15 protein-coding genes are annotated in these 12,315 nt (G+C 46.7%); 11 read left to right on the top strand and 4 right to left on the bottom strand.

Features of this window, described 5'->3' with window-relative positions:
- Positions 1-125 precede the first annotated feature (125 nt).
- From K4H28_RS07095 to K4H28_RS07060, 8 genes are all read left to right on the top strand, one after another.
- Complete coding sequence (locus K4H28_RS07095) at positions 126-635, top strand: PilZ domain-containing protein (protein WP_221007674.1); 510 nt, start codon at positions 126-128, stop codon at positions 633-635.
- Positions 632-1,309, top strand: a complete 678-nt coding sequence (ung, locus tag K4H28_RS07090; protein WP_221007673.1) for a uracil-DNA glycosylase — start codon at positions 632-634, stop codon at positions 1,307-1,309. Before K4H28_RS07095 ends, ung begins: the two co-directional genes overlap by 4 nt.
- On the top strand, positions 1,306-2,184 hold the full coding sequence (locus K4H28_RS07085) for an ROK family protein (protein WP_221007672.1): 879 nt from the start codon (positions 1,306-1,308) through the stop codon (positions 2,182-2,184). The genes ung and K4H28_RS07085 overlap by 4 nt, the downstream gene beginning before the upstream one ends.
- A gap of 32 nt (positions 2,185-2,216) precedes the next feature.
- On the top strand, positions 2,217-3,905 hold the full coding sequence (locus K4H28_RS07080; RefSeq protein WP_221007671.1) for a glycoside hydrolase family 9 protein: 1,689 nt from the start codon (positions 2,217-2,219) through the stop codon (positions 3,903-3,905).
- 22 nt (positions 3,906-3,927) lie between these two features.
- On the top strand, positions 3,928-4,929 hold the full coding sequence (gene rfaD, locus K4H28_RS07075) for an ADP-glyceromanno-heptose 6-epimerase (RefSeq protein ID WP_221007670.1): 1,002 nt from the start codon (positions 3,928-3,930) through the stop codon (positions 4,927-4,929).
- A 69-nt stretch (positions 4,930-4,998) separates the two neighbouring features.
- Positions 4,999-5,430 (top strand): DUF4124 domain-containing protein, encoded by a 432-nt coding sequence (locus K4H28_RS07070; protein WP_308443478.1) that lies wholly within the window; start codon positions 4,999-5,001, stop codon positions 5,428-5,430.
- Between the two features lie 45 nt (positions 5,431-5,475).
- Positions 5,476-5,631, top strand: a complete 156-nt coding sequence (locus tag K4H28_RS07065) for a hypothetical protein (RefSeq protein ID WP_221007668.1) — start codon at positions 5,476-5,478, stop codon at positions 5,629-5,631.
- 26 nt (positions 5,632-5,657) lie between these two features.
- Positions 5,658-5,849 (top strand): hypothetical protein, encoded by a 192-nt coding sequence (locus tag K4H28_RS07060; protein ID WP_221007667.1) that lies wholly within the window; start codon positions 5,658-5,660, stop codon positions 5,847-5,849.
- Positions 5,850-5,858: 9 nt separating this feature from the next.
- Here K4H28_RS07060 and K4H28_RS07055 read toward each other — a convergent pair whose 3' ends face one another.
- Positions 5,859-6,356 (bottom strand): M48 family metallopeptidase, encoded by a 498-nt coding sequence (locus tag K4H28_RS07055; RefSeq protein WP_221007666.1) that lies wholly within the window; start codon positions 6,354-6,356, stop codon positions 5,859-5,861.
- An 88-nt stretch (positions 6,357-6,444) separates the two neighbouring features.
- On the opposite strand from K4H28_RS07055, the gene K4H28_RS07050 reads away from it, so the two are divergent.
- From K4H28_RS07050 to K4H28_RS07040, 3 genes are read left to right on the top strand one after another with little or no spacing between them, the layout of a single operon-like run.
- Positions 6,445-7,434, top strand: coding sequence for a hypothetical protein (locus tag K4H28_RS07050; protein ID WP_221007665.1), 990 nt, complete (start codon positions 6,445-6,447; stop codon positions 7,432-7,434).
- 16 nt (positions 7,435-7,450) lie between these two features.
- Positions 7,451-9,148, top strand: a complete 1,698-nt coding sequence (gene recJ / locus K4H28_RS07045; protein WP_221007664.1) for a single-stranded-DNA-specific exonuclease RecJ — start codon at positions 7,451-7,453, stop codon at positions 9,146-9,148.
- Positions 9,149-9,164: 16 nt separating this feature from the next.
- Complete coding sequence (locus K4H28_RS07040) at positions 9,165-10,409, top strand: chitinase N-terminal domain-containing protein (RefSeq protein WP_221007663.1); 1,245 nt, start codon at positions 9,165-9,167, stop codon at positions 10,407-10,409.
- A gap of 17 nt (positions 10,410-10,426) precedes the next feature.
- Here the strand turns inward: K4H28_RS07040 and K4H28_RS07035 are convergent, their stop codons facing one another.
- Genes K4H28_RS07035 through K4H28_RS07025 form a run of 3 tightly spaced genes read right to left on the bottom strand, consistent with a single transcriptional unit; the run spans position 10,427 to position 12,287 of the window.
- Positions 10,427-11,158: an HvfC/BufC N-terminal domain-containing protein gene (locus K4H28_RS07035; protein WP_221007662.1), complete on the bottom strand. Its 732-nt coding sequence runs from the start codon at positions 11,156-11,158 to the stop codon at positions 10,427-10,429.
- 8 nt (positions 11,159-11,166) lie between these two features.
- Positions 11,167-11,988: an MNIO family bufferin maturase gene (gene bufB, locus K4H28_RS07030; protein WP_221007661.1), complete on the bottom strand. Its 822-nt coding sequence runs from the start codon at positions 11,986-11,988 to the stop codon at positions 11,167-11,169.
- Between the two features lie 50 nt (positions 11,989-12,038).
- Positions 12,039-12,287 carry a BufA1 family periplasmic bufferin-type metallophore gene (locus K4H28_RS07025; RefSeq protein ID WP_221007660.1) on the bottom strand — a complete coding sequence of 83 codons (249 nt, stop codon included), beginning with the start codon at positions 12,285-12,287 and terminating at the stop codon, positions 12,039-12,041.
- Positions 12,288-12,315: the final 28 nt, after the last annotated feature.

Here is a 12,315-nt window from a genome sequence, read left to right as displayed (position 1 = left end):
CCGATTTGAATTGATTTGCTGAGTGATTTCAGCATAGAAAATGCGGTATCAATTTGCTGGTTTTGCATTTATTTTTTCTGCCACACGTTATAATCGTCACATTATTGAAATTCTTAAATTAAACAATGTCGATCCCAAAAATAGATGGGCCCTCTTTATTTCGCGATGCAATTCCATTGGCGTGGCTGATTGATACTGCGCCTGCGAATGATTGGGAAATGAGTCGATATTTACAAGTTCTCGCCGATTTTGAGCAAGCTCATGATTTTATTGAAGATGCCCATCATCAGCAAAACGCTAAATCAGATTTAATGTTGCTCTGGTTAGCGCGTTCACTCAATACACAACTACCATCACAAACTGCGGCCGCCTTGGGCTTGGAGTTTGTGATTTGGACGGCACCACATGCTTTACCGGTGGCAGAAACGGGTGTTGTTGCATTTTGTCTTTCTGATCAGTTTCCTTTTCTATTGAAAATTTCAGCTAAAGTGATTTCCTGTGCTGAGATTGAAGGTGGTTTTGAGATCAAAGCGGCATGGCTTGCGATGAGTGCTAGCTTGCAAGATAGTTATGAAAAAACAATCTTTCGCTATCATCGACGACATATTCATCAGCTTCGTGAGCGTAAAGAATGAATTTATGCGCCAGCATTCCCAGTTACTGGCTGCCTGCGCTTAGCGAGGTGTGTCACAGCCGTGACGTCTTGAAGTTGGCTGAATTTTTACAGCAAGAATTAAGCGCTGAAAAACTGATTTATCCAGCTCAGCATGATTGGTTTCGGGCGCTGGATTATGTAGCGCCTGAACAAGTTAAAGTGGTGATTTTAGGGCAAGATCCCTATCACGGCGCGGGTGAAGCGCATGGTTTATCTTTTTCTGTACCTTTCGGCGTAAAAATTCCACCCTCTTTGCGAAATATTTGGCAAGAACTTGCGCGAGATTTAGGTATTAATCCCCCGCAACATGGCAATCTGACCGGCTGGGCGGAGCAAGGCGTATTATTGCTGAATACGTCACTCACTGTTGAAGCAGATAAAGCCGGTTCGCACGCTAAAAAAGGTTGGGAGGCGCTGACGGATGCGATTATTTTATATTTGGCACAGTCTCAATCCCACGTGGTGTTTATGCTTTGGGGCGCTCATGCGCAAAAGAAAGCACATTTGATTGGCGACAAGCACTGCGTATTAAGCTCGGTGCATCCTTCTCCTTTGTCGGCCTATCGTGGCTTTATCGGTTGTGGTCATTTTTCTACGGCAAATACGTATCTGCAGCAGAATGGCAAAAAAGAAATTGATTGGGGTAATGTATGAATTTATTGGCCTTTGATATTGGCGGCACACAAATCAAGTATGGCATCGTGAGCCATGCCGGTGAGGTCTTATCTGCAACTGTCGTAGATACCCCAAAATACGCTGGTGGTGAAGCGGTTATTCAACTTTTGCGCGAGTTAAGCCGTACGATGATGGCGCAGTATGAGATTGCCGGTATCGCAATTAGTACTTTTGGCTTGGTTGACGCATACAGTGGCTTAATTTTAGGTGCTGCAGAGGCGGTTGAGGGTTATGCAGGAATGTCGCCTAAGGCGGCTTTAGAGCAAGAGTTTGGCTTGCCAGTGAGTATTGATAATGATGTTAATTGCGTTGCTTTAGCTGAGGGTTGGTTGGGCGCAGCGCAAGGTGCGGCGCATTACATCGCGATTGCGATTGGAACTGGTATCGGTGGTGGTATTGTTTTAAACCATCAAATCTACCGTGGCGCGCGAGCGGCGGCAGGTGAGTGGGGTTATATGCGGATTGCTGGCCTCATTTGGGAGGATCATGCCTCGATGCGTGGTCTTTTAGCTGCTGCCAATGCCAAAATGAAAAATCAATTTAGCAATGGCTATGAAGTGTTTGCTGCTTATGATGCTCAAGACCCGCAGGTGAGTGTGGTCGTCAAAGATTGGTTTAAATTATTAGCAACCGGCATTGCCAATTTGATTTATGCCTTTAATCCAGAGCGTGTTGTCATTGGTGGCGGGGTAAGTGCACGTGGTTCTCTTTTTTTACGTGAACTTAATACGGCGATTTCTGCTGAATTATTGCCCGATTTTAGAGGCATGACAGATGTCGTTTTAGCTAATGCAGGTAATCATGCGGGCATGGTTGGCGCTGTTCGCAATTGGTTACAATCAAATAAATATTAAGAATAAACTCAATTTAGCCTAAGGATAGTCTTGTGAATTTCTTATTTAATCATCTGGGTTTTGCGCCGTCGGCGAATAAAGTGGCTTTAATTGAGGCGCCAGCAGATCAACTAGAAGGTAAAACCTTTACCGTTTTTGATGCCAATACCCGTCATGCTGCATTTCGCGGAGCGATTCATGCGCGAGGCACGGTCGCAAAGTGGAAAAATTGGCATTTTTGGGCTGCTGATTTAACTGAATTAACACAAGTGGGTGAGTATTTTATCGTCATTGATGATGTGCATCCGCCGCTGGTTTCACACCGTTTTGCGATTGCTGAGGATTTATTTGCTGGTCAAATGCTATCTGATATCGTTCATTACATTAAAGGTCAGCGTTGTACTGGTATTTATGACATGGCTGATTTGTCTCGCCCGAAATGGGGCACGGAAGAGCATCGTGACGTGAGTGGCGGCTGGTACGATGCATCGGGTGATTGCTCTAAATACCTATCGCATCTGGCATTCTCGCAATATATGAATCCACAGCAAACGCCACAAGTCGTTTGGAATTTAATTGATGGCCATTCACGCTTACCGCAGCAATTAAAATGGTTTGACGAGCGTATGGTCGATGAGGCCTTGCATGGTGCAGATTTCTTGGTGCGTATGCAGGATCCAGCTGGTTATTTTTATATGACCGTATTTGATCAATGGAGCAAAGACGAAAATCGCCGCGACATTTGTGAATACAAAACGCAAAAAGGCGATAAGTACGCTACATATCAAGCGGCGTACCGCCAGGGCGGTGGGGTGGCCATTGCCGCGCTAGCACGTGCTTCGCAACTGTCGCGCGATGGCGAGGCATTTACGCGTGCCGATTATCTGCTGGCGGCTAGCCGCGGTTTTGCGCATTTAGAGCAACACAATGTTGAATATCTCGGCGATCAAACTGAAAACATTATTGATGATTATTGCGCTTTACTGGCAGCTGTTGAATTATTCAATGTTAGTGATGATGCGGCGTATGTGACTTCGGCTGAAGTTCGGGTTGCAAATTTATTGGCGCGCCAACACGCCGATGGCTGGTTCCGCGCCGATGCAGAAGGTCAGCGGAGTTACTTCCATGCTGCTGAAGCTGGCTTGCTTTATATTGCGCTGATGCGCTTTATTGAGGTGTTGCCGGAATCAAAACTGGTCGCATCAATTCGCGCTGCTTTACGCAAAGCGTATGAGTTTGAATTGCAAATTACCTTTGCAGATGTAAACAATCCATTTGGGTATCCGCGTCAATACGTTAAACATAATGGACTGGAAGGCAATACCCAATTCTTTATTCCGCACCAAAATGAATCTGGCTATTGGTGGCAGGGTGAGAATGCGCGTTTAGGTTCGATTGTGGCTGCGGCAGCACAAGCTCGCAATTTGTTTGCTGAAGATGCTGTGTTTGTCGCGCAAATTGCCCGTTATGAACAAGCGGCGCTCGATTGGATTTTGGGGGCAAATCCTTATGACGCGTGTATGTTGCAAGGATGGGGTCGCAATAATCCACGTTACGAGCCGGGCTTTTATAATGCCCCAGGCGGTGTTTGCAATGGTATTACCAGCGGTTATGATGATGAAGCCGATATCGACTTTAAAACTGCTGAAGTGGCAACGATGGCCAATAGCTGGCGCTGGACTGAGCAATGGATGCCGCACGGTGCATGGTTGTTCTTGGCGCTTTGTCATCGTATTAAATAACTAATTACAACGAGGTTTTGTTATGAGTATTGTAGTTACCGGTGCAGCTGGTTTTATTGGCTCGAATATAATTAAAGCGCTCAATGAGCGTGGTGAAGCCGATATTATTGCGGTTGATGACTTAACTAAAGGTGATCAATTTCGCAATTTGGCCGATTTGAAAATCGCTCATTATTTGGATAAAACGGATTTCATCGAAGAACTCGCTGCGGGTGCATTTGACGGCGCGATTAGCGCAATCATTCATCAAGGCGCTTGCTCAGATACGATGGAGCACAACGGTAAGTATATGATGGATAATAACTATCAATATACGCTGGCTTTGTTCGAATGGTGCCAAGCCGAAGAAGTACAGTTTTTGTATGCATCTTCTGCCGCGACCTATGGCAATGGTGATAACGGCTTTATTGAGTCGCCGGATTGTGAACAACCATTAAATGTCTATGGTTACTCGAAGTTGTTGTTTGATCAAGTGCTGCGTAATCGCATCGCGAATGGTGAAATTACAGCGCAAGTGGCGGGATTCCGCTATTTTAATGTATATGGTCCACGCGAATGGCATAAAGAGCGGATGGCTTCAGTGGCCTTCCATCACTTTAATCAATACCAAGCGACCGGCAAAGTAAAATTATTTGGCGAGTACGGTGGCTATCCAGCTGGTGGTCACACGCGTGATTTCGTGTCGGTTGAAGATGTCGTCAAAGTAAATCTGTGGTTTTTGGATAATCCCGAAGTCTGCGGCATTTACAATGTAGGTACAGGGCATTCACAGCCTTTTAATGATATTGCTATCACTGCGGTTAATACCTGCCGAGGGGCTGCCGGACAAACTGCGCTATCGTTGGAAGAGCTGTTGGCAGAAGGTATTTTGGAATACATTGAATTTCCTGATGCGTTGAGGGGCAAGTATCAATGTTTCACAGAGGCGGATTTAACACTACTGCGTGAAGCTGGATACGGCGAAAAATTTCTATCAGTACAAGACGGCGTTCGCCGCTATGTACAGGCTTTGTTGTCAAATTAGGGCAAACAGATCTCTTCATTGTTTGTATTTAATTGGGCGATAGAAACTAAAGTTAATTATTAGGGGGCGATGATGCGTAGCTTGACTGTGTTACTGTGTTTTTTAGCGTTTGGGGCGCACGCTGAAGTGTATAAATGGACTGATTCATCGGGGCGTATACAATTTTCAGATCAGCCACCTCCAGCGTCACAAGGTAAAGCACAGCGCATGAATTTAAATGAAAGCCGCGTCACCACTGTTGCTGCACAGCGCCCCGCATCATCTGTGCCCACTAAAGCATCTGCTGCGCAAGGCCAGACACCTGCTGCCGCGCCAACAGTCAAACCACCTAGAGATGAAAAAGCCTGTGCTGCTGCTGAGTCACGACTTGCTTTTTTGAAAGGTGCCAATATGTTTAAGCAAGTGAGTAATGATCAAGGCAAGATGGAGTTTTTACCTGCTCAGCAGCGTGAGCAAGAAATTGTTGAGAAAACAGCATTTATTGAGAAAAACTGCCGATAGCACGGTGGCTTATTGTTTAATTAATCAAGTCTTACTGAGTTTATTATGAATTTAATCAAGAGTATTTCAAATCTTTTTGCTAAGAAGAACAAGGAAGGGAGTAATCCACTTTCTGCGGCAGAAGACAAAGCATCAAAATCGGTCGAGTTGAATGTACCCAATTCAAAAGTAAAGCGCCGTAAACAAAAACGTGGCTATTAATTCAAGCACAGGAGAGTATTTAAAAATTGAATTCAGCAGCAGATTTATTTAATACCGAAACTTGGCACGTCCTTAAGCAAGAGCAAGAGCGTGCCAATAGTGAGCGTATTGCAAGACAAAGAAAAAAACGTGAATTATGTGAAAACCTGCAGTTGCAGTTGCAAGATGCAGGCATTTCCATCGATGAGTTGCTGGACGCAGCCAAAAAGATTACATGACGTAACTTTTTAAGATGGTGCTAATTCCTTGTGCGTTAAGTAAAGTCTGAGATCAAATTCCAGTTGAATATAATTCGGCTCAATATGCTGGCATAGCTGATAAAAAGCTTTGTTGTGATCCTTTTCTTTCAAATGCGAAAGCTCGTGTGTGACAATCATCTTTAAAAATTCAGGTGGCGTGTCTTTAAATAAAGTGGCAATTCGAATTTCATTTTTGCTTTTGAGTTTGCCACCTTGCACCCGTGAAATTTGGGTGTGCGTGCCAAGGGCGTGCTGAATGACTTTGATTTTGCTATCAAATGTCACTTTAGCGAGTGCTTGTGAATTTTTGAAATATTCTTGCTTTAGCTCCGTCACATAATCGTATAAGGCCTTGTCGGTTTGGACAGTATGGCGCTGCGGGTAACGCTGTGCGAGTAGCGTTCCTAGCTCATTGCGGGCAATGAGGGCTTGCACCTTGGCTTGAATGTGTTCTGGATAGGCGCTGAGGTATTTAAGTGCAGACATTCTAGGGTTTGCTTGAAGGTGAGTGAATCATTATAGAGGTGAAGCTTTTTTACCTGTGTATCTTTGTGTTCAGTGTAAAATCCGTCGCATGAACTATGAACTGATTATCCCCGATTCGATTTGGCGTGACGAAGAATTGCGCCCTCATATCAATAAAGATTTGGCGCTGCCTGCTTTGGCCTGCCTGAATGGCAAAGGCCGTCGCTTTTCTATTCCGAGTACAGATTTAGCCAGTGTGTGTGCGCAGCGTATGGGCTTGATCGCACCGGCGGTAGCGCCGTTGACGCTACAAATTGATCATCCAACGGCTGAGCATGGATTTTGGCTGCGTGCCGATCCAGTGCATTTGCGAATTGACCGAGATCGCCTCACTGTTTTGGGGGTGCCTTTTTTTCAAATTAGCCAAGCAGAAGCCGATGCTTTGGTGGCTGCGCTGAATCGTCTATTTGCCGAAGATGGCTTTACCTTTGTGGCCGCCACTCCAACGCGGTGGTATTTAAAATTGCCGGTTGATCCACAGCTTAGCTTTACGCCATTTGAGCAGGCCTTGGGTGGCAATATGAATGATTTTTTGCCGCAAGGCGAAAAAGCGCTCCAGTTTCATGCTGTACTCAATGAAATTCAAATGGTGCTTTACGGTCATTCGGTTAACGATGAGCGTGATGAGGCAGGTCTACCGATGATCAATAGCGTCTGGTTGTGGGGGGGCGGTATCTTGGCATCGGGCCAGTCAAAGCCCGCTGCGGCACAGCCCATTTATGGTGGTAATGAAATCGTGCAAGCGATGGCAGGTAGTGCGTGGCATGTTGCTTTAACGTCTGCGTCTTCGTTGCCTAGTACAACAGACGCAGTGGTCGTTCTGGATGCTTTGAGTTTTGACGCAATCTACGGCAACGCTTATGAGTGGCGTACGCAATGGGAGCAGCTTGAAAATGATTGGTTTTCACCGCTACTTTCAAAGCTCAAGGCCGGTCAACTGGAACAGCTAACATTGACCTTCCCCGCAGCAGGGGAGCAAGTAAAAATTAAACGCTCTGATTTATATCGTTTCTGGCGACCCGCTCGCTTGCCATTTTAAAATTTTTAAGGCTACTGTGCTCACTATCCGTTCTCGACCCGTACCTGTTGAATTAGAAACCCACTTGCGTAACGCTGGATTTTCACCGCTACAAGCAAAGCTGTATGCCGCGCGGGGCATTGCAAATGCAAAAGACTTAGAGCATGAGCTCAAACACTTATTGCCATTTCCTCTGCTAAAAAATGCAGAGGCAATGGGCGCGCGCTTGGCTGATGCTATTGCAGCAGGCCAGCGCATGCTGATTGTTGGCGATTACGATTGTGATGGTGCAACCGCCACGACACTCGGCATGAAGGGTTTGGCTGCATTTGGTGCAAAGATCGATTTTATTGTGCCGAACCGTTTTGAATATGGTTACGGTTTAACGCCAGAGATTGTTGCGCTCGCGGCGGAGCGCAAACCGGACATTATCATTACGGTAGATAACGGCATTGCCAGCCATGCCGGTGTAGAGGCCGCTCGAGAAATGGGAATTGAGGTACTGATTACCGATCATCATTTGCCCGCAGATACTTTACCGAATGCATTAATCGTTAACCCGAATCAGCCGGGTTGCGAATTTCCGAGTAAAAACCTCGCCGGTGTTGGGGTGATGTTTTATGTCTTGATGGCCTTACGTGCTGAGTTACGTGGGCGTGGGGCTTTTGCAGACCATCCTGAGCCCAATCTGGCGCAGTGGCTTGATGTTGTCGCCTTGGGTACGGTGGCCGATGTGGTCAAGCTCGATGCCAATAATCGTATTTTGGTTGAGCAAGGACTGAAACGTATGCGCTCAGGCCGCGCATCACCTGGCATTATGGCGCTGTTTACTGCAGCAGGTCGCTATTATGGTCGTGCTAGTTGTTTTGATTTGGGTTTTGCCTTGGGGCCACGGCTGAATGCTGCAGGTCGACTCGATGATATGAGTTTTGGGATCAATACGCTGCTGGCGGCGAGCGAAGAAGTGGCTTTGCCGTTGGCGAAAGAGTTAGACCAGCTTAATCGCGCACGGCGAGAGATTGAGCATGGTATGCGCGAAGAGGCTGAGTTAGCTTTATCCTCGGTCGCGGTTGAAGATAGCTTTAGCATTTGTTTATACAATACCGATTGGCACCAGGGCGTGGTGGGGATTGTTGCTTCACGGATGAAAGATCGGTTTAATCGACCCACGATTGTGTTTGCCAATGGCAATGATGATGAGATTAAGGGTTCTGGCCGGTCGATTCCGGGTTTGCATCTACGGGATGCGCTCGATTTGGTTTCAAAGCGCCATCCGCATTTGATTCGCAAGTTTGGAGGCCATGCAATGGCGGCGGGCTTGTCATTAAACGTCAACGATTTTTCCGCGTTTAAATCGGCGTTTGAAGCCGTTTGCCGTGAATTGCTCGATGAAGCAGCGTTAACGAGGGTGTTAGAAACGGATGGTGAGTTGCCAGAGGACGCCTTTGTTTTGGAAACCGCCGAGGCATTAGATAAACAAGTTTGGGGGCAGGGATTTCCTGCTCCAGTATTTCAAGGCGTATTTCGCGTTGTTGAACAGCGGATTGTGGGTGAAAAGCACAGTAAGCTCAAACTCGCAACCAAACTGGGTATTGTCGTAGAGGCTATGCAATTTAATTGGTGTGAGCCAATACCTAGGGATTGTTTGGCTGTGTATAAAATCAGTGTAAATGAGTTTCGTGGCGAAAGAATGTTGCAATTACAATTAGAATATTCTGAAGCAGCTTCAATGTAGTTTGGCGGGGATGGTCATGAAATTCATCGGAACTTTGATTTTGCTACTGAGCGCGGCAGCACAGGCTGGATTCTTAATTTCCAGTAGTGAGGCTGAAAAACGCGAGCAACTGGCGTGTCGTCCTTCCATGATATTGGGGATGATGGAGTGCGAAGCTTTGCCTGCGCCAGCGGCCCCCAAGGGCAATGATCCCGCCATTCGCCCCGCTGAGTTTGTTCCTAACTCGGGTGCCGATATGGGTGCCATCATTGACTCAACGCCGATCCAACCTTTTTTAGATCCAGTGCCGACTCGTATCAAGGCCGGTCCATTTACTCTGAGTTGGAATATCGGCTTTGGTGATGCTGGCCTGTGGTGGGAGCTTTGGGATAATAATCAGCTTCGCTATCGTGGTCGCGATTTTGTGCCACGTAGTTTGAATGGGAATGTTAATCCTGTTAAAAAATTAAATGCCAGTAGTACGGCGGTCATTGCCCAAACCAATATCGAAGCGGTGCAGGGCGGTGTATTTACGATTGCTCAATTAGAGCCTGGCTTGCATAAATGGCTGGTGCGTTTATGCAATGGCACATTGGAAAAACCGAAGTGCAGTGAGTCATCGGCAGAAACGTGGGTTGATATTGGCCCAATTGATGCTGATCGCCCAAAGATTGAACGGCCCGATATTCCACAATTGGCATGGACACCGCCCGTCACTACCGATGGCAGCGCTCTGATTCGTTGGAATATTTACTGGGGTAATACCGGTAAAGTCTGGGAAGTATTAAATAATGGCAAAGCCATTTTCCGCTCGGCCAAATTTACCGATGAAACTGACAAAAGTCAGGAGGGCCAAGTTGAATTACCTCTGATCAATGGGACGCATCAATTGTCGGTGCGACTTTGTGCTGAGACTTTATGTAGCGAGTCTGACAAAGTAACGGTAGACGCGATGCTCGGACCAGATATCGCACCTGCGGTGCCTGTGGTTAAAGTGCACACCTCAAACGACCCAGAGTTGGGTACTGGCTTGCCGATTGGCCAAGTGATCGTGAGCTGGCAAACCACCTCGCCAACGGTGGCACCGGATCATTGGTTGTTGATTGATGCGAACCAGCGGCAAGTTTTATTGAGCCAAAAAATCACTAAGGCATGTAGCCCAGGTGTTTGGTGTGGTAGTTGGCAAGGTATTCCTACTACGCGGCCTGCCAACTGGATGGTGAAGTTGTGCCGAGCAAAGCAGTGTGTTGATAGTGAAATATTTGAAGTGCCATCAGAATGATGGCATGCAGCATGGCTTTATGCGTGGATGATATTGCGGATTAGCCCATGTTGCAGCATTAAACTCATCGCATTGGCAGGGTTAAATTCGGGATCAAACTCTGCCACTGCGTCGAGTGCATCGGCTAAAGTTTGTTTGGCTTGCAAGGCCGCAAAAAAATGGTATTCAGAGGCGCTAATCTTGGCGTATTGATCGCGCCAAACCAAGACACATTCTGACTTATTCAAATCATCAGGTGCTTTGCCGCCATGATGCATCTCAAATATAGTGGCAATTGGGTGTGGTGATTCAATCTGTGCCATTGCAGGATGAAACTCAAACTTTAGTGTTTCTAGCTGATTCGCGTATTGGGCAATACGCTCAGGTCCATGAACGGCCACATCGGGGGCGTAGTGCGCACAGTGAATCGCCCAGTCGAGTCGGGCGACATCGGCAAGGTAGAAGTAGTCTGCAGCAGGGGTGAAATGGGCAATAAATTGCGGAAAGTCTGCCCCTTCTTCGTGCAAATTAGCATGGCTTGCAGGGCTTTGTTGCACATAGATCAGTGACATCGCATCAAAAAACTCAGTGCCTAATAGCGAATCAATGCTTGGGTACGCAATGCGCAGCGCGTTGATGCGATTGATTTGAATATTATTGCGATAAATGCTGAAGTTGCTTTTTGTCGTATCAGATATGCATTCTATCGCATGGCTCTCATTATCCAGCGCGCGAGCGAAATCAGTGAAGATGTCCTTGTATTTACTCATTGTTGCACCTAAATCCAATTCGCCGTGCAGCGGTTTTTTAGCGTTTCGTAGTCGTGTAAAAACGAATCTAATTCAGGGATGTTTTGGTCGCGTTCTAGCAAGACCGGTATTGGCCCTGTTTTTGCTAAAACCACATCCAATAATTGCCACACTTTATCGCAAGGTGCTGCGCCATGCGTATCAATGGCAATGCCATCAAAAACTTCAAAGCCAGCAATATGAATTTCACCCACCGCAGCCAGTGGTAAGTGCACTAGCTCGACCAAAGGGTCGATGCCGAGATTGACTTGGCTGACGTATAGATTGTTTATGTCCAACAAAAGCCCGCACCCAGTACGCGCCACTAGCTCAGCCAGAACTTCACTCTCAAGATACTGTTCGCCAGTAAATTGAATATAACTAGATACATTTTCAATCAAGATGCGGCGCTGCAATTGATCTTGCACGATTTGAATATGCTCCGAAAGCAGTTCAATTACACCTTCTACGCGCGGTACTGGTAGCAGGTCAGCATAGACTTTGCCATGTAGCCGATTCCACGATAAATGCTCTGAAATGGCCTGCGGCTCAATACGATCAATTAAAGTTTTGAGTTGAGCTAAATGTGATGGATCTAGTTCATGTGGACTACCTAAACCCATGCCAACGCCGTGCAGACTGATGGGGTAATCAGCTCGCAGTCGTTCCAGCGCTGCAATCGGGGCTCCGCCGCCAAAGAAGTTTTCGCTATGCACTTCCCACCAAGCGACGTTGGGTTTTTCGGCTAGCACTTGTTGAATATGGGGGCTTCGTAGGCCAAGACCTGCGGCTAGAGGGAGTGTAGTGAGCATGTTGAGTCTTGAGGTTTGGGCACCACGACTGTGCAGTGCCCGTGAAGCGATTACATTGCTTTGAGTGTGCCTTTCATATCAACACAAGTGCCTTTGGCAACATATTTCCATTCTTTTGGATCCATATCTTTGCTGGCTTGACCTGCGCACGAATGTCCATTGGCTGCGCAGTCATTAGCGGATGCTTTAGCGATGCCATAGCATTTTTCTTTTGCTGCATCAGCAGCTAATACAGGTTGTGCTGCTGCAGCCAAAACAGCGACCATTGCAGAGGCTAGCATGATTGATTTATTGCTCATTTTGATTCTCCAGTGGATTGTGGGCAGT

This window comes from Deefgea tanakiae, assembly GCF_019665765.1.
GTDB lineage: Bacteria > Pseudomonadota > Gammaproteobacteria > Burkholderiales > Chitinibacteraceae > Deefgea > Deefgea tanakiae.
Note: the sequence above shows the minus strand (reverse complement) of the source record. Positions and strands in the feature narration are given on the sequence as shown.